We start from the raw sequence: 17,578 nt of genomic DNA on the forward strand, positions 1-17,578 counted from the left end.
CCTCCTCAATCCGCAATCTCGCCCACCAGGGCGCCGTCCTCGATGCCGGTGACGCGGACATTCCGGACCTGGTTGTGCAGGTCCTCCCCCACCGCCAGCACCTCCATGTAGTTGGGGGCGTGGCCGGAGAACCGGTCCCCCTTGGGCTGCTCAAACAGCACCGGGTACACCCGGCCCACGCAGCCCTCCAGATACGCCCGGTGCAGCTCCGCCGCCACCGCGGCGGCCCGCCGGGCCCGGTCCTCCTTCACCGCCGCGGGCACCTGCTCCATCTTCGCCGCCGGGGTGCCGGGACGGACGGAGTAGGGGAAAATGTGCATCTGGGCAAAACCGCAGCGGCGGATGAAGTCCAGAGTCTTTCCGAACTCCTCCTCCGTCTCGCCGGGGAAGCCGGCGATCATGTCCGTGGTGACGGCGGGCCGGTAGAAATGCCGGTTCAGCAGCGTCACGGACTCCAGGAAGCGCCCCGTGTCATACTTCCGGTTCATGCGGCGCAGCGTCTCGTCACAGCCGCTCTGCATGGACAGGTGGAACTGGGGGCACAGGTTGGGCAGCGCCGACGCCCGGCGGCAGAACTCCTCCGTGACGGTGCGGGGCTCCAGGGACCCCAGCCGCACCCGCAGCTCCGGCGCGGCGGCGCACACCGCCTCCACCAGGTCAATGAGGCTCTGTCCGTTTTTCAGGTCATGGCCCCAGGAGGAAATCTCAATGCCGGTGAGGACGATCTCCCGGTAGCCCTCCGCCGCCAGCTGCCGGGTCTGGGCCACGGCGTCGGCCAGCGGCTCCGACCGCACCGGTCCCCGGGCGTAGGGGATGATGCAGTAGGTGCAGAAGTTGACGCAGCCGTCCTCCACCTTCAGCATGGCCCGGGTGCGGGTGGCCAGGCCCCCGGCGGGCAGCACCTCGAACTGCCGCCGCTTCAGGGACTCGTCCACAAACTCCAGAGGCTGCTTCTCCGCCGCCGCCTGCTCCAGCCGCTCCACGAACTTCCCCCGCTCGCCGGTGCCGGCGATCAGGTCCACCCCCAGCTTCCGCACGTCCTCCAGGTGGGTCTGGGCGTAGCAGCCGCACACCGCCACCACCGCGTTGGGATGGCTCCGCTGAACCCGGTGGACCGCCTGGCGGGATTTCTGGTCGCTGACGGCGGTGACGGAGCAGGTGTTCACCACGTAGGCGTCGGCGTCGCCGGAAAAGTCCACGATCTCGTGGCCCCGGCTCACCAGCTCCTGCTCCATGGCCTGGGTCTCATATTGATTCACCTTGCACCCGAGGGTGTAAATGGCAACTTTCATAGGGGATACTCCTTGCTATTCGGGTCACTTCCCGATATAATAATGTATTCGGGACGCGGTCAATCCGCCGCGCTGCCGTTCACGAGGGTATTATACCGATATTTCCGCCGGGGGGCAACCCTCCCGGCGTCTTTCCCGGAGGTTTTTTGTTATGGTTTATCTGGATCACGCCGCCACCACGCCTGTTCCCCGCCCGGTGGCCGACGCCATGTATCAGGTGCTGGCGGAGCAGTTTGCCAACCCCAGCGCTCAGTACGCCATGGGGCTGGAGATGAAAAAGCAGGTGGAGCGGCAGCGGGAGACGGTGGCCCGGGCACTGGGCTGCGCCGCAAAGCAGCTCCACTTCACCTCCTGCGGCACGGAGGGGGACTGCTGGGCCATCCGGGCCGCCGTGTGGCAGAACCGGCGGCTGGGCCGCCACATTGTCACCACGGCGGTGGAGCACAGCGCCGTGCTGGAATCCTGCCGCCAGCTGGAGCAGGAGGGCTGCGAGGTGACGTACCTGGCGCCGGACAGCGACGGCGTCATCAAGGCGGAGCAGGTGCTTCAAGCCGTCCGGCCCGACACGGCGCTGGTGTCCGTCATGCTGGTGAACAACGAGCTGGGCACCGTCTTCCCCATCGCCGACATCGCCCGGGGGCTGAAGCGGAAGAACCCCCAGACCCTGCTGCACACCGACGCGGTGCAGGGCTTCCTGAAGGTACCCTTCTCCGCCAGGACCCTGGGGGCGGACTTCATCACCATCTCCGCCCACAAAATTGGCGGGCCCAAGGGCATCGGGGCGCTGTACATCGGCGACCGGGTCCGCAATCCCCGGCCGCTGCTGCCCGGCGGCGGCCAGGAGGCCGGCCTCCGCTCCGGCACCGAGGCCACCGCCCAGATCGCCGGCTTCGCCAAGGCGGTGGAGCTGCGGACGGAGCGCCTCTCCGAAACGCTGGCGGAGATGGCGGCCCTGCGGGACTACGCCGCTGCCGCCTTCACCGCCATCCCCGACTGCCGGATCGTGGGCGGCGGCACGGCCCCCCACGTGCTGGCCCTCGCCCTGGTGGGCTACCCCAGCCAGAACATCGTCAACGACCTGTCGGCCCAGGGCATCTGCATCTCCGCCGGCTCCGCCTGCCACCGGGGCAAACCCAGCCACGTGGTGGCCGCCCTGCACCTGCCCAAAGAGGTTCAGGGCAGCGTCATCCGGATCAGCTTCGGCCCGGAGACCACCCGGGAGGACATCGACGCGTGCGCCGCGGCTCTCCGCCGCCACCATGACACCCGGTTCCCCCGGCTGTAATCATCAAATTCTGGAGGTCATCCCCCATGTTTCAGCTTCTCCGGCAGAAGCCGGGCTTTTACCGCCGTCTGGTGCAGCTGGCGCTGCCCATGGTGCTGCAGAACCTGATCACCACGTCCCTGGCCTTTGTGGACACCTTCATGGTGGGCCTGCTGGGCAGCAATGAGCTGTCTGCCGTCACCGCCGCCAACACCCCTATTTTCCTCATTCAGGTCATTGTGTTCGGGCTGATGAGCGGCCTTTCCGTGCTGGTGAGCCAGTACTGGGGCAAGGGGGACGCGGAGGCCATCAACCGCTGCATGGGGGTGGTGCTGTACGCCGGGCTGGCCATCTCCGGGGTCATGGCGCTGGTCCTGTTTGTGTTCCCCGCGGGGGTGCTGTCCATCGTGACGGACAACGCCGCCCTCATCACCACCGGCGCCCCCTACCTGCGGATTGTGGGCGTCTCCTACGTGTTCAATACCGTCAGCTCCGTGTACGTGGGCATGCAGCGCAGCACGGAGAACCCCCGGTTCGGCATGCTGGTGTTCGGCACCTCCATGCTGCTGAACACCTTCCTGAACTACTGCCTGATCTTCGGCCATTTCGGCTTCCCCGCCCTGGGGGTGGTGGGCGCTGCCGCCGCTACCCTCACCGCCCGGATGGTGGAATTCGCCATTGTGGCGGTGTACGCCGTCACCAACCGGCGGCTGCCCCTGCTGCCCGCGGCCCTGCTGCGGCCCGGCACCGCTGTGTTCCGGGGCGTGCTCCACTACTCCGGCCCCGTCATGGTCAACGAGACGCTGTGGGGCCTGGGAACCAGCGTCCTCACCGCCATTATGGGCCACATGGCCATCTCCGGCGACATGCTGGCGGCCTACGCCATTGTGGGCAACATCGACAAGTTCTCCACCGTGGCCTGCTTCGGTCTGGCAGGCGCTACCTCCGTGGTCATCGGCAAGAGCATCGGCGAGGGCCGGGACCGGGAGGAGGTTTACTCTCTGGGGGCCTGCCTGCTGCTGCTGAGCTTCCTGCTGGGGCTGATCATCGGCCTGTGCCTGCTGGTGCTGCTGCCCACCTTCTTCATCCCCGTGCTGTTCCCCCTGTTCCGGCTGTCGGAGCAGGCGGCCTACATCGCCGCGGCCATGACCCTGGTCTATCTGACGGTGATGCCCACCCGGGCCTTTGACATCACCAACATCACCGGATTGCTGCGGGCCGGCGGCGACACCCGCACTGCCGCCGTGCTGGACCTGCTGCCCCTGTGGCTGCTGGCCATTCCCCTGACGGCCCTGTTCGCCCTGGTGGTGGAGGTGCCCGTCTTTCTGGTGTGCGTGGCCACCCACTGCGAGAGCCTCATGAAAACTCCCATGGGCGTGGTGCGGCTGCGGAGCCGGAAGTGGATCAACGACGTTACGCTGCAGGAGGAACCGTCATGACCAGTCTGTTCTGCTGTCCCCTGTGCGCTCAGCCCCTTGTCCGTCAGGAGCGGACCTACCGCTGCCCCGGCGGCCACAGCTTCGACATCGCCAGGGAGGGCCACACCCACCTGCTGCCGGTGAACCGGAAGCACTCCGCCGCCCCCGGTGATGACCCCGGCATGGCCCGGGCACGGCGGGAGTTCCTCTCCAAGGGGTATTACTCCCCGCTGTTGAATACTCTTTGTAATCTTTCTGTGGCCCACACCGGCTCCGCGCCGGCCATTCTGGACGCCGGCTGCGGCGAGGGGTACTACACCGCCGGCATCCGCCAGGCCCTGCTGGACGCCGGGAAATCCCCCCGCATGGCGGGCATTGACATCTCCAAGGCCATTCTCCGTTTGGCCGCCAAACGGACCGGAGACGTGGAATTTGCCGTGGCCTCCTGCTACCGTCTCCCGCTGGCGGACAGCTCCGTAGAGCTGCTGCTGGACTGCTTCTCCCCCCTGTCCGTTCCGGAGTTCCGCCGGGTGCTGCGGGGCGGCGGCACGTTCCTCTACGTGGTGCCGGCGGCGGAGCACCTGTGGGAGATGAAGCAGGTGCTGTATGACCGCCCCTACCGAAACGAGGAAAAGGAGGTTGCCTACGAGGGCTTCACCCTGCAGGAGGTGGTCGGCGTGGAGGCCATGATCACCCTGCCCTGTCAGGAGGACATCCACGCCCTGTTCCAGATGACCCCCTACTACTGGAAAACCCCGAAAGAGGGGGCGGCGCGGCTGGCGGCGCTGGACAGCCTCACCACCCACATTGCCTTCCATGTTCACGTGTTCCGCCGGGATGCGTAAGCCCGGAAGATTTCCGAAGCCGGGAACTTTTTCCCCTCTCCGGCCGTCCAACCAATAAATGCCATGAAAGGATGGAACGATCATGAAGAAATTCTCCCGCCTTCTGTCCCTGACCCTGTGCGCCCTGCTGCTGGGCGTCGCCCCCGCCATGGCCGCTGAGGCCCTGGAGCCGGAAATGCCGGCGTACCTGCCGCCGGTGCAGGTGTGGGGCCGGGTAACCCGGCTGGAAAACGGCAGCCTGCACCTGGAAAACTCCAACGAGAATGACCCTTACCACGACATCATCCTCCATCTGCCGGAGAACACCCCCTGTCTGGACGCCGTCACCGGATTGCCTCTGGACCGGGAGCTGCGGGACGGGGAGACCATCTACGCCTGGGTGGGGCCTGCCATGACCATGAGCCTGCCGCCCCAGGCCGCGGCGGAGCTGATTCTGGCCAACATCCCGGCGGACTTCGGCGTCCCCCAGTACTATCAGATCGCCCGGGTGGAGCCCCGGGCCGTGATCGCCATCTATCCCACACCGCCCATGACCCATGCGGACCTGGTGACCACCGGCGGGGAAGCCCTCACCGTCACCAAGGATGCCGTTCTGTTCCCCTACCGGACCCGGCAGATGGTGACGCTGGAGTCCCTGCGGCCCGGCAGCCGCATTCTGGTGTGGACGGATGACGAGGGCGCCGTCACCAAGGTGATGGTGTTCGCCTATGAGTACCGGGGCTATGCCGGCTGGACGGCGGAGGGCCGCGCCGCCGTCAATGACGCGCCGGTGGCCGTCCCCGGCAAGGTGGTGGACGGCGAGGTGCTGCTGCCCATCCGGGCGGTGGCGGAGGCTGCCGGCTATCAGGTGGAATGGGTGGCCGGACAGGGCGCCGTGGTGCGGGAGAGCAGCGGCGAGTTGGTGTTCTCCGTGCTGCCCGGCCTGGACACGGCCCGCACCGCCGGCGGCGAGGAGTGGCTCATCGCCCCCTGTCTCTTTGAGGCGGGCGTCACCTACCTGCCGGCCGAAAACCTGCTGTCCCTGCTGAACCTGTTCCCCACCTATTAAGCGCAAAAGAGGTCCGTGCCTTGCGGCACGGACCTGTTACTTGCTGCGGTTACTCTCCCAGCCACTTTGCCAGGTCGGACAGCTGCTGCTGATACTCCGGATTCTCCCGGACGGAGCCGGCGGGGAAAATGCCTCCCAGCACCAGCGCCTTCGTCTCATCGGCGCCCATGATGCCCAGCGCGCCGGCCAGGTCCCGGGCATGGGCGGTGTACACGTCCACGGGACCGCCGCCGCAGGTGCAGACCAGGGCGCCCTTCTTGCCCCGTTTGGTGGCGGCGGAGGCGCCGGGCTTCGTGGGGTTGTAGAAGCAGTACAGCCGGTCAATGAAGGTCTTGGCCTGGCCGCAGATGCCGTTGAAGTAGATGGGTGCGGCAATCACCAGCCCGTCGCACTGGTCGATGCGCTCCACCAGGGCGCCCATGTCGTCCTTCTGGACGCACCCGGGAGTCTCCTTCCTCTTGCAGACGTCGCAGCCCAGGCAGGGCTTCACCGTCTTTTCCTTCAGGCGGAACACCTCCACCTGGGCGTCGGGAATCTCCGCCGCCAGCTTGTCGGCAATGCAGGCGCAGTTGCCCCTGGCCCGGTAGGTGCTGTCCACCACGATGATCTTTTTCATAAGTGTCGGCCTCCTTGTGGATTTTTCTCCATTTTAATCCAGTTTCCCGCAAAACGCAACAGCCTCCGCCCTTTCCGGCGGAGGCTGTTGGTTCATGGTTTCAGTTGATGGGGTGAGCAGGCTCCCGGCCGTTGAGGACGGCGTCGATATCGGCGGCGGCCATCAGGCCCATGCGGTCCATGGCCTCCTGGGTCAGGGCGGCGCAGTGGGGGGTCATCACCACGTTGTCCAGGTCCAGCAGGGGGCAGTTCTCCGCCGTGGGCGGCTCGGTGGCGTAGACGTCGGTGCCGTAGCCGGCGATGCCGTTGGCCTTCAGGCAGGCCACCAGGTCCTCCGTGTTCACCACGTCGCCCCGGGCGGTGTTGATGAGGAAGGCGCCGGGCTTCATCAGCGCCAGGGTCTCCTTGTTGATGAAGTTGCGGGTGGCGGGGGTGCTGGGAATGTGGAGGGACACGAAGTCCGCCTCCCGCAGCACCTGCTCCATGCTCTCTGCCTTGACGCAGCCGGCGGGATACCGGTCGGCGGGCAGGGAGCGGGCATAGCCGATGGCCTTCATGCCGAAGCCACGGATGCACATCTCCGCCACGTGGCCGCCGATGTGGCCCATGCCGATGATGCCCACGGTCTTGCCCGTCAGCTCAAAGCTGCGGCAGGTATCCCGGACACCCCAGACCTGGTTCCGGACGTTCCGGTCGAAGTAGGGAATGTGGTGGGCGCAGGCCAGCATCAGGCCCACAGCGTGCTCCGCCACGGAGACGCTGTTGGCGTTGGGGGTGATGCAGACCTTGACACCGTTGGCGGTGCACCAGTCCATGTCGATATTGTCAATGCCCACGCCGTAGCGGCCGATGACCTTCAGCTTCTTGGCGGCGGCGAGCACCTCGGCGGGATAGGGGCAGGTGCGGGCGATGATGGCGTCGGCGTCGGCAATGTCCTCCTTCAGCAGGGCCTGGTCATAGCCGCCCCGGCCCATGACCACCTCATAGCCTCTCTCCCGGAGGTAGTCCTTGCCGGCCTCGGTGATCTCCTGGGGAATCACAACTTTCATATTTTCTCATTCCTTTCCTGACTGCGCGGCCCCGGAGGACCGCTCTTTCATTTGTGGTTTTATCATATCACGGCTTTTTTCCCGGAACAAAGTGCAAACCCGCCGTTCTTTCCGCAGGCCGGACCTGTTTCTCCGGCTTTTTCACGGAAAGCCGCAAACTTTACAAAATCAGTTTTACATCCATTTCAATCTGCGTTATACTGAAGGCAACAACCAAAGGAGGTATTTGCCATGTCCTTTACCATCGAAAACATCCGGGAGGCCAGAGAGCGCATCGCGCCCTATATCGCCCGTACTCCCCTGCTGCGGCTGCAGAATCTGGACAGCTATCTGGGCTGCCAGGTCTACGTCAAGGCGGAATGCATGCAGACCACCGGCGCGTTCAAACTCCGGGGCGCCATGAACAAGATGCTGTCCCTGACGCCGGAGCAGCTGAAAAACGGCGTGGTGGCCTCCTCCTCCGGCAACCACGGCCGGGCGGTGGCCTATGCCGCCAGAATGCTGGGCACCAAGGCCACCATCGTCATGCCCAACAGCGCGCCGGCTATGAAGCTCAACGCCATCAAGGCCCTGGGGGCGGAGATCGTCATGTGCGAGCCCTCTGAGCGCCACGCGGCGGCGGACCGGATCTGCGAAGAGACGGGAGCCGTTCTGGTGCCGCCCTTCAACGATCCCGCCATTATGGCCGGTCAGGGCACCGCCGGTCTGGAAATCGCCGAGGACTGCCCCGACGTGGACGTGGTGATCACGCCCCTCAGCGGCGGCGGCCTTCTGAGCGGTGTGGCCACCGCCGTCAGAACCCTGTGCCCCAACGCCCGGGTCTACGGCGCCGAGCCGGCTCCCCTGCCCCGCTACACCGTCAGCCTGGCGGAGGGCAAGGCGGTCACCGTGCCTCAGAAGCCCACCATCGCCGACGCCCTCATCGGCCAGACCCCCGGCAGCCACTGCTTCCCCGTGGTGCAGCAGCATGTGGCGGGCACCCTCCCGGTGGACGATGCCTACACCCTGAAGGCCATGAAGCTGCTGCTGACGGAGGGCAAGCTGCTGGGCGAGCCTGCCGCCTGCATCGGCATGGGCGCCGTGCTCCAGGGCCTGCTCCCCGTGAAGCCGGAGGAGAAGGTGTGCTTTCTGGTGTCCGGCGGCAATGTGGGCTTTGAGCAGCTGCGCGTTCTCGACGACGTGACGCTGTAATCCCCCGATCTCCCTCATTCCGTAACAAGCCCCCGTATCGTCTGATACGGGGGCTTGCTGCAGTTCAGTGCATCCGCAGACTTGTGATGTACGCAGCCGGTGAATTACTCAGCGGACTTGGCAGCGGCGTGGGCAGCCTCGGCGTCATAGCCGGGCTCCCAGACCTTGGTGTTCAGAACACCCTCGGTGCGGCAGACGGAAGTGGTGCAGACCATATCGCCGCAGATGTTGACGGTGGTCAGACCCACGTCGATCAGCACGTAGCTGGCCAGGATCAGGCCGAAAGCGTCAGAGGGCAGGCCGAACTGGCCCAGGATCATCAGGATGAAGATGGAAGCGCCAGCGGGGATACCGGCAGCGCCGATGGACATGATCAGGCACAGGAACACGATCATGATCAGCTCAGCAAAGGTGAACTTCATGCCGTAGATCTGAGCGGTGAACAGCAGGCAGATGGGGATGTTCAGGCCGGCGCCGTCCTGGTTGACGGTGGAGCCCAGGGGGAAGGAGAAGCCGCCGATGGAACGGGGCACGCCCATGTGGGACTCGCACAGCTCCAGCTCCAGGGGCACGGTAGCAGAAGAGGAAGTGGTGGAGAAGGCCATGATCAGCACGGACTTCACGCGGTTGATGAACTTGAAGATGTTGATCTTGCCCATGATGGCCAGCAGGACGCCGTAGACCACCAGGATCTGGGTCAGCATGGCAGCATACTCAGTGATGAGGAACTTGCCCAGAGGCAGGATCACGTCCAGGCCATTGGCGCCGGCCATGTTGGCCATCAGGGCAAACACGCCGATGGGGGCATACTGCAGGCAGATGTTGATCATCTTCAGGATGGCGGCGTTCAGGGAATCCAGCACCTCAATGACGGGCTTGTTCTTCTCGCCGATCAGGGAGATGGCGATACCGAACATGATGGCGAAGAAGATGATGGACATCAGGTTGGCGTTGGCCAGGGCCTGAATGATGTTGGTGGGAATGATGTTCACCAGGGTGCTGACGATGTCGGGAATTTCCTTCTCAACAGCGCCGGCAGTGGCGGCGGAGAAGCCCACGCCGGGACGGATGATGGTGGCCCAGCAGATGCCGTTGACGGCAGCCAGGGCGGAGGTGATGCAGTAGAACACGAAGATCTTGATACCGATGCGGCCGAAGGCCTTCAGGTCCGTCACCTGGGCAATGCTCAGGGTGATGGAGACGAAGATGACAGGCACCATGCACATCTTCAGCAGGTTCACGAAAATGGTACCGAAGGGTTTAATCCAGGAAATGGACGGGCCGACGACAATGCCCACGATGAGACCGAGGGCCATGCCAATCAGCATTTTGGCGGACAGACCAATCTTTTTCTTTTTTTCCATACGTTTTCTCCCTTTCTGCAGTGGTATTTATGCTTCAACGCACCTTTGCAATGAATTGCAGGATGCGTGCAGCACCTTCCCTGAGGTTCTCTTCGCTGTTGGCAAAGGAAATGCGGATGTTGCCCTCGCCCTTCTGGTCAAAGGCAGTGCCGTAGGTGGTGGCCACGCCGGTCTCCTCCAGCAGCCTGAAGACGAAGCTGTGGGAGTCGATGCCCAGCTTGCTGATGTTGGGGTACATGTAGAACGTGCCGTCCGGCACCCGCAGGCTCAGGTCCTCGCACTCCAGCAGCAGCTTTGCCAGCATATCGCGGCGGCGCTGATACTCCCGGCGCATGGCCTCCACGTCGGCCTCGCCGTTGTTGAGGGCCTCGGCGGCGCCGGCCTGGACGAACACCGGCAGGCAGGTGGTGGAATACTGGTGGACCTTCAGCATGGGCAGCACCAGGTTCTCGTCGGCGGCCACATAGCCCAGGCGCCAGCCGGTCATGGCGTAGGCCTTGGACAGGCCGTTGATGGTGATGGTGCGGTCCTCCATGCCGGGGATGGAAGCGATGGAGACGTGCTTTGCGTCACCGTAGATCAGCTTCTCATACACCTCGTCGGAGACGACGATCAGGTTGTGCTTCACGCACAGCTGCGCGATCTGCTCCAGCAGCTCCCTGGGATACACGGCGCCGGTGGGGTTGGTGGGGCTGTTCAGCAGCAGAATCCGGGTGCGGCTGGTGATGGCCTTCTCAATGTCCTCCACGTCGGGCAGCCAGCCGTTCTCCTCCCGGGCGCGGACGATCACCGGGGTGCACTGGGCCATTTTGGCCAGCTGGATGTAGTTGATGAAGGTCGGCTCGATGATGATCATCTCTTCGCCGGGGTCCAGAATACCCAGGGTGGCGCACTGCAGCGCCTCGGCGCAGCCGTTGAGCACCAGAATGTTCTTCTCGGGGTCGGCCTTGATGCCGTTGTCTCTCCACAGCTTGTCGGAGATGGCCTTGCGGCACTCCATGGTGCCCCGGTTGTGGGCATAATGGGTCTCCTTCCGGTTCAGAGAGGCGATGGCGGCGTCAATGATATGCTGCGGGGTGTCAAAATCAGGCTCACCCACCTGCAGCTTGATCACAGAGCGGCCCTCTTTGGCCATCTGGCCTGCCAGCTCGCCGATCTGACGAATCTTGGACAGCTGGATTTCGTCCATGTGATTGCTGAATTGCACTTGCTCTCCTCCTCCCACTCTTGCACTTTTTGCGCAGGAGCAATTCGACAAATTGCCCAATTCTATAGGCTTTTCCGTTTCAAAATCAGACACTTTGCGTCACACGTTTACTATACCATGGGATTTATATCTTGTAAAATGAATTATTTGGTGGTAAATTATTGATATCATGAATAATTCCCGGGCAATCAGCCGCAACTTTCTTCCCGTTCAGAAAGGAGATTTGTGATGGATACCAATCAGGTGGAGGCATTTATCAAGCTAATTGACTGCAAAAGCTTCACAAAAGCGGCGGAAACCCTGTGCATTTCCCAGTCCGCCCTCAGCCACCGGCTGAACCATCTGGAGGAGGAGGTGGGGATGCCGCTGATCGTCCGCTCCCGGGGAAAACGGGAGTTTGAGCTGACCCACGCCGGCATGGAGTTCATCCCCATCGCGGAGCGGTGGCTCTCCCTGGCCCAGGAAACGGACAACCTGAAAAAGAGCATTCTGCAACGGTCTTTGTCCGTCTCCTCCTCGGAAACCATCTCCTATCTGTTTTCCAGACTGTATCAGGAGATCATCGCCGAGCAGCCCTTTTTCCTGTCCATCCGGACCTCCAGCTCCTATCAGACCATCTCCGACATGGAGGCCCAGACCTCTGACATCGGCTTCACGGTCCGGGAGCGGGTCAGCCGCACGCTGAAAGTGGTGCCCATCTTTTCCGAGCGGCACTATCTGGTGGGCTGCCTGGGCTCCGACAAGCGGGTCATCGACCCCCGGACCCTGGATTCCCGGAAGGAGCTGCTGACGGACTGGAGCTCCAGCTTCCGGGAGTGGCACGACGCTTACTTCGATCTGGGCCACCGGCCTCTGGTGGCGGTGGACACCGCCGCCAACGTTTGCAACTACCTGTCCGACGGCATCTGGTGCATCGTTCCCGCCTGCGCCATTCCCTATCTGCAGCTCACCGCCACCGCCAGCGGCCATCCCGTGCAGGTTTACGAGATTCCCAATCCCCCGCCGGACCGCATCTGCTACAAGGTCACCAACCGGATTCCCCGGCCCAACCGGGTGGAGGGCATCCGCTATTTTGAGGAGAAGCTGAACGTCTTTTTAAAGGAGAATGACCTCCACATGTAACGTGAAAGCCGCCGCGGACCGTGGTCTGCGGCGGCTCTGCTTCTTCAATTCTTCTTACCGTGGAGGGCCTTCATGCGCTTTTCGTGGTCCAGAATGGCCTTGCGCATCCGCAGGCTCTTGGGGGTGACCTCCAGCAGCTCGTCGTCCGCCAGGAACTCCAGGCACTGCTCCAGGCTCATCTGCTTGGGGGGCACCAGACGCAGCGCGTCATCGGAGCCGGAGGCCCGGGTGTTGGTCAGCTGCTTCTTCTTGCAGACGTTGACGGTCATGTCCTCGCTGCGGGGAGACACGCCGATGATCATGCCGCCGTAGACGGGAACGCCGGCGCCGATGAACAGGGTGCCCCGCTCCTGGGCGTTGAACAGGCCGTAGGTGATGGACTCGCCGGTCTCGAAGGAGATCATGGAGCCGTTGCCCCGGCGCTGGATGTCGCCTTTGTAGGGGGCGTAGGAGTCAAACACGGAGGCCATGATGCCCTCGCCCCGGGTGTCGGTGAGGAAGTCGCTGCGGTAGCCGAACAGGCCCCGGGCGGGAATCAGGAACTCGATCTTCATGCGGTCGCCCACGGGGGTCATCTCCACCATGTCCGCCTTCCGCTGGCCCAGCTTCTCGATGACGGAGCCCACGCAGTCGCCGGGCACGTCCACCACCAGCCGCTCAATGGGCTCGCACTTCACGCCGTCGATCTCCTTATAGAGCACGCGGGCGGGAGACACCTGGAACTCGTAGCCCTCCCGGCGCATGGTCTCAATCAGGATGGACAGGGACATCTCGCCCCGGCCCGCCACGTTGAAGGCGGTGTCCCGGTCGGTTTCCGTGACCCGGAGGGACACGTCCTTCAGGGTCTCCCGGAACAGCCGGTCCCGGATCTGGCGGGAGGTGACGAACTTGCCCTCCTTGCCGGCGTAGGGGGAGTCGTTGACGGAGAAGGTCATCTCCAGGGTGGGGGCGGAGATCTTCACGAAGGGCAGGGCCTCCACGCAGTCAGGGGCGCAGATGGTGTCGCCGATGGTGATGTCGGGGATGCCGCTCATGGCGATGATGTTGCCGGCGGTGGACTGGGTCACCGGGTTCCGGGCCAGGCCCTCGAACTCATAGATGGCGGTGGCCTTGGCCTTGCGCAGGATGGCCTCGGGATCGTGGTAGTTGCACACGGCGATCTCCTGGTTCTGCTTCAGGGTGCCCCGCTCAATGCGGCCGATGGCAATCCGGCCCACGAAATCGTTATAGTCGATGGAGGACACCAGCATCTGGAAGGGCTCGTCCACGTTGGCCTCGGGGGCGGGGATATACTCCAGAATGGTGTCGAACAGGGGCTTCAGGTCGGTGCCCACCACGTCGGGAGAGTAGGAGGCAGTGCCCTGCCGGCCGGAGCAGAACAGCATGGGGGAATCCAGCTGCTCGGGGGTGGCGTCCAGGTCCATCAGCAGCTCCAGCACCTCGTCCACCACCTCGTGGATGCGCTGATCGGGGCGGTCGATCTTGTTCACCACCACGATGACCCGGTGGCCCAGCTCCAGGGCCTTGCTCAGCACGAAGCGGGTCTGGGGCATGGGACCCTCGGCGGCGTCCACCAGCAAAATGACGCCGTTGACCATTTTCAAAATGCGCTCCACCTCGCCGCCGAAGTCGGCGTGGCCCGGGGTGTCCACAATGTTGATCTTGGTTTCGCCGTAGCGGATGGCGGTGTTCTTGGCCAGAATGGTAATGCCCCGCTCCCGCTCCAGGTCGCCGGAGTCCATGACGCGCTCCACCGTCTCCTGGTTTTCGCGGTACACGCCGCCCTGCTTGAGCATCTCGTCCACCAGGGTGGTTTTGCCGTGGTCCACGTGGGCGATGATGGCGACGTTTCTCAAATGTTCGTTCTGCATAAGCGATCTCCTTACTGCATGGCGGGAAAGCCGCCGGGGGACGTCTCCCACAGATGCAAGATTTTCACACAGGTTCCTATTATATGCCTGCAATTGGCTGTTTTCAAGAGAAAACTCCCCGTTTTCTGAAAAAAACAGACATTTTTTCGCGTCTCACACCCAGTCTCCCCCGGGAGCCGCATTTTTGTACAAAGAACCTGAAAAACCGTCCCGTTTTTTGACTTTTCCCACATTGACGGCTGTCTTTTCCCTTCCTATAATGGAGTTTGCTGCAGCGAGAAGCGGCGCCAGCGCCGCACGTTCCCCTGCAAGTATCCTGATGTACTGTCATCAGCAGTTTTGGAGGAATCCTCAAATGTACCGCATCAAAACCATGAACAAGATCTCCCCTGTGGGCCTCAACCGTTTCGACCGGGAGCGCTACGCCGTGTCCGACGCCCTGGACAATGAGAACGCCATTCTGGTCCGCTCCGCCAAGCTCCACGACTACCCCTTCCCCGACAGTCTGCTGGCCATCGCCCGGGCCGGTTCCGGCGTCAACAACATCCCGCTGGACCGCTGCTCCGAACAGGGCATTGCCGTGTTCTCCACCCCCGGCGCCAACGCCAACGCCGTGAAGGAGCTGGTGATCTGCGCCATGCTGCTGGCCTCCCGCGACGTGGAAGGCTCCTCCCGCTGGGTGCAGGAGCAGGTGGACGCCGGCGTGGACGTGACCACCGTGGTGGAAAAGGGCAAGGCCGCCTTCGCGGGCCCGGAGATCTACCGCAAGACCCTGGGCATCATCGGTCTGGGCGCCATCGGCGCGCTGGTGGCCAATGTGGCTCTGGATCTGGGCATGGACGTTTATGGATACGACCCCTTCCTGTCCGTGGACGCGGCGCTGCGTCTGGACCGCCACGTCCACGTGGTGAAGGACATCAACGAGCTGTATAAGAAGTCGGACTACATCACCGTCCACATCCACCTGACCGACGCCACCCGGGGCATGATTGACGCCAAGGCCATCGCCGCCATGAAGCGGGGCGCCCGGTTCATCAACCTGGCCCGGGGCGAGATCGTGGACGATGACGCCATGATGGCCGCTCTGGAGACCGGCAAGGTGGCCTGCTACGTCACCGACTTCCCCAACAACAAGATTGTCAAGGCCCGTCACGTGGTGGCCTTCCCCCACCTGGGCGCCTCCACCCCGGAGAGCGAGCAGAACTGCGCCGTCATGGCCGCCGACGAGCTGATCGACTATCTGGAAAACGGCAACATCCGCAACTCCGTGAACCTGCCCTCCGTGTCCCAGGAGCGCAGCGGCGTCATGCGCCTGTGCCTCATCCACCGGAACATCCCCGCCATGCTGGCCAGCATCACCAGCCTGCTGAGCAAGGACGGCGCCAACGTGGAGAACCTGAGCAACAAGTCCCTGGGCAACTACGCCTACACCATCGTGGACCTGGGCTCCGTGGTGGATGACTCCGTCATCCGCGACGTGGAAAACCTGTCCGGCGTCATCCGCACCCGGGTGCTGCGCTGGGAGTAATTGTGAAACGCAGGCAGCCGTCCCGGAATCCCGGGACGGCTGCTTTTTGCCGTTGACAGCGGCGGCAAAAACGGGTAAAATCAGGTGTTGTACGAAATTGGTACTCCGGTACGCGGCTGGTCCCCCGCCGCCGCAATGCCGCCATCTGTCTCCGTAGCTCAGCAGGATAGAGCATCCGCCTCCTAAGGTGGCGTTATAACGGGCAACTCATAAAAACTTCATATAGGATTACAGTTCGAGTTTCTTCGGGCTTAATCATAAATTTAGCCATGTCGCAATAGCTCAGTTGGATAGAGCACACGCCTCCTAAGCGTGGGGTCGGGGGTTCAAGTCCCTTTTGCGACGCCAGCTAACAACGCCGAAAGCCTTTGTTTTCAAGGACTTTCGGCTTTTTTTAACAAATTCCTGTGTGATTGCGGAGACGAAATAATGTTTTCAAATTTTACTTCAAATTCTGATTTTTGACAAGCCCTAAAAAATTGAACTGCTATGATAAGACAAATATTTCTGCTAATCATTAGCAGAAAAAGGGCCGTTTTTGCTAATGAAAATGCCCTTCCAGCTAATTAGGCGAAAAAGCGTGCTAAAAACCCTGCTAATACAAAAGGCGGATGTTTTGAGTACAACGCCGTTATAAGAAATAAAACTGAATATTACCATGTACATAGAGCGTCTATTTGCCCCTGTATCGGGGATGGATAGACGCTCTTTTTTTATGCCCAAAATTCATGGGTAAATCTGAAAGATTGGAGGTTTGATTTTTGAGTAAGATCGTCTATTCCCCAGACAAGCCAAACGACTGCCGTTACTGCCATTTCTGGAAAAACAATAAAAAGGGCTGCTGCCTGGGCGAAGAGAATTGCTACTACTTAATCTCCGTACCCCCAAAGCCGAAGTCGGAATGTGAAGGTTGTCCTTATGGGCGGGTTCATCCCTGCATCGGCTGGTGTACCAGGAAGATTATGAAGGAAGTGGGGGTGCGTTGATATGTATGAGTATGAATACAATCGCCGTGATAAGCCGAAGTGCTGCAAAGACTGTGAGAATTATCAGCCACGATGGAAGTACCGCTTCTGCTTTTTTGTCCGCTGTCCGTACAAGCTGAAGGATACGACTTTCCGCAGAACCCCTCTGAAAAAGGAGCATTTCCCGCAGAAAGAGGTGGTGAGAATGAGTGACGTATGATTATTTCTATTCACAGGCGGCAAATGGAAGCCGACCCGCATTGAAATGAGCGCGGCGCAGGAATGGTACCTTGTGGGTATCCGCGCCGAGGATTTGAACGGCTTGCGCGTCCGTATCTAAAGAGAAAGCTGTCTGCGATGCGGTAGTCAATGCAACGGAGCTTGGCGAGGATTGCTTTACTGTTTACAAAATCGGTATGAAGATAAAGGTCTGCATTCCTGTGAATGAAAAAACGGAATCACACATCAGAGAGAAAGAAAAAATGCTTGGAACTTTGCGTCAGAATTATGAAAGTGCGGAGATTGAATTTGTTATTCGCTAATCCCTAATAGGATAAGTACGATTAGAAAACTTCAGTTTCACACAGACAATAAAAATCAAATAATGACCAAGCCAAAAGGCACGAACCGTAAAAAGTTCGTGTCTTTTGTTTTGCCCATTATCAAAAATCTGAAAGGAGTTGCCCCGATGCCAAGTGAAGAATTGGAAAAACTGAAACAACAGCAACACAAGCTGGAGAAGAAATTGACCGCAGCCAAGCACAAGGAAAAGCAGTTGGAACACAAGCTGAAACAGTTG

14 protein-coding genes, 1 tRNA gene and 1 pseudogene are annotated in these 17,578 nt (G+C 61.9%); 10 read left to right on the plus strand and 6 right to left on the minus strand.

What is annotated here, in order from left to right:
* Positions 1 to 5: 5 nt before the first annotated feature.
* Positions 6 to 1,292, minus strand: coding sequence for a tRNA (N(6)-L-threonylcarbamoyladenosine(37)-C(2))-methylthiotransferase MtaB (gene mtaB, locus SOX55_RS00840; protein ID WP_325285538.1), 1,287 nt, complete (start codon positions 1,290 to 1,292; stop codon positions 6 to 8).
* 151 nt (positions 1,293 to 1,443) lie between these two features.
* On the opposite strand from mtaB, the gene SOX55_RS00845 reads away from it, so the two are divergent.
* The 4 genes from SOX55_RS00845 to SOX55_RS00860 all read left to right on the plus strand — a co-directional run bounded on the left by SOX55_RS00845 (position 1,444) and on the right by SOX55_RS00860 (position 5,867).
* Positions 1,444 to 2,577, plus strand: a complete 1,134-nt coding sequence (locus SOX55_RS00845) for a cysteine desulfurase family protein (RefSeq protein WP_325285539.1) — start codon at positions 1,444 to 1,446, stop codon at positions 2,575 to 2,577.
* A 26-nt stretch (positions 2,578 to 2,603) separates the two neighbouring features.
* Entirely contained in the window at positions 2,604 to 3,995 is a 1,392-nt protein-coding gene (locus SOX55_RS00850; RefSeq protein ID WP_325285540.1) for an MATE family efflux transporter, read from the plus strand.
* The gene (locus SOX55_RS00855; RefSeq protein ID WP_325285541.1) at positions 3,992 to 4,819 is read left to right on the plus strand and encodes a putative RNA methyltransferase; all 828 of its coding nucleotides are present in this window, start codon (positions 3,992 to 3,994) and stop codon (positions 4,817 to 4,819) included. Before SOX55_RS00850 ends, SOX55_RS00855 begins: the two co-directional genes overlap by 4 nt.
* A gap of 82 nt (positions 4,820 to 4,901) precedes the next feature.
* A complete protein-coding gene (locus SOX55_RS00860) occupies positions 4,902 to 5,867 on the plus strand; it encodes a stalk domain-containing protein (RefSeq protein WP_325285542.1) in 966 nt (321 codons plus the stop codon).
* Positions 5,868 to 5,916: 49 nt separating this feature from the next.
* Here the strand turns inward: SOX55_RS00860 and SOX55_RS00865 are convergent, their stop codons facing one another.
* Together SOX55_RS00865 and SOX55_RS00870 are read right to left on the minus strand one after the other, a co-directional pair.
* Positions 5,917 to 6,483 (minus strand): flavodoxin family protein, encoded by a 567-nt coding sequence (locus SOX55_RS00865; RefSeq protein WP_325285543.1) that lies wholly within the window; start codon positions 6,481 to 6,483, stop codon positions 5,917 to 5,919.
* 100 nt (positions 6,484 to 6,583) lie between these two features.
* Entirely contained in the window at positions 6,584 to 7,531 is a 948-nt protein-coding gene (locus SOX55_RS00870; protein WP_325285544.1) for a hydroxyacid dehydrogenase, read from the minus strand.
* A gap of 231 nt (positions 7,532 to 7,762) precedes the next feature.
* Here SOX55_RS00870 and SOX55_RS00875 point away from each other — a divergent pair, with 231 nt between their 5' ends.
* On the plus strand, positions 7,763 to 8,722 hold the full coding sequence (locus SOX55_RS00875; RefSeq protein ID WP_325285545.1) for a threonine ammonia-lyase: 960 nt from the start codon (positions 7,763 to 7,765) through the stop codon (positions 8,720 to 8,722).
* A 104-nt stretch (positions 8,723 to 8,826) separates the two neighbouring features.
* Here the strand turns inward: SOX55_RS00875 and SOX55_RS00880 are convergent, their stop codons facing one another.
* Both SOX55_RS00880 and SOX55_RS00885 read right to left on the minus strand, forming a co-directional pair.
* On the minus strand, positions 8,827 to 10,086 hold the full coding sequence (locus SOX55_RS00880) for a dicarboxylate/amino acid:cation symporter (protein ID WP_325285546.1): 1,260 nt from the start codon (positions 10,084 to 10,086) through the stop codon (positions 8,827 to 8,829).
* Positions 10,087 to 10,120: 34 nt separating this feature from the next.
* Positions 10,121 to 11,293 (minus strand): pyridoxal phosphate-dependent aminotransferase, encoded by a 1,173-nt coding sequence (locus SOX55_RS00885; RefSeq protein ID WP_325285547.1) that lies wholly within the window; start codon positions 11,291 to 11,293, stop codon positions 10,121 to 10,123.
* A gap of 228 nt (positions 11,294 to 11,521) precedes the next feature.
* Between SOX55_RS00885 and SOX55_RS00890 the strand changes: the two genes are divergently transcribed.
* Entirely contained in the window at positions 11,522 to 12,415 is an 894-nt protein-coding gene (locus SOX55_RS00890; RefSeq protein ID WP_325285548.1) for a LysR family transcriptional regulator, read from the plus strand.
* A gap of 44 nt (positions 12,416 to 12,459) precedes the next feature.
* Here SOX55_RS00890 and typA read toward each other — a convergent pair whose 3' ends face one another.
* Positions 12,460 to 14,286: a translational GTPase TypA gene (typA, locus tag SOX55_RS00895; protein WP_325285549.1), complete on the minus strand. Its 1,827-nt coding sequence runs from the start codon at positions 14,284 to 14,286 to the stop codon at positions 12,460 to 12,462.
* Between the two features lie 355 nt (positions 14,287 to 14,641).
* Between typA and SOX55_RS00900 the strand changes: the two genes are divergently transcribed.
* The 4 genes and pseudogenes from SOX55_RS00900 to SOX55_RS00915 all read left to right on the plus strand — a co-directional run.
* The gene (locus SOX55_RS00900; RefSeq protein ID WP_325285550.1) at positions 14,642 to 15,814 is read left to right on the plus strand and encodes a phosphoglycerate dehydrogenase; all 1,173 of its coding nucleotides are present in this window, start codon (positions 14,642 to 14,644) and stop codon (positions 15,812 to 15,814) included.
* A 271-nt stretch (positions 15,815 to 16,085) separates the two neighbouring features.
* Positions 16,086 to 16,162, plus strand: a tRNA-Arg gene (locus SOX55_RS00905).
* 852 nt (positions 16,163 to 17,014) lie between these two features.
* Positions 17,015 to 17,119 (plus strand): annotated as a pseudogene (locus tag SOX55_RS00910) (DUF5348 domain-containing protein); the annotation flags it as partial.
* 264 nt (positions 17,120 to 17,383) lie between these two features.
* The coding region (locus SOX55_RS00915; RefSeq protein ID WP_442873593.1) for a hypothetical protein at positions 17,384 to 17,578 on the plus strand (195 nt) is incomplete at its 3' end.

The sequence above is a fragment of the Dysosmobacter sp. genome, assembly GCF_034093755.1.
GTDB lineage: Bacteria > Bacillota > Clostridia > Oscillospirales > Oscillospiraceae > Oscillibacter.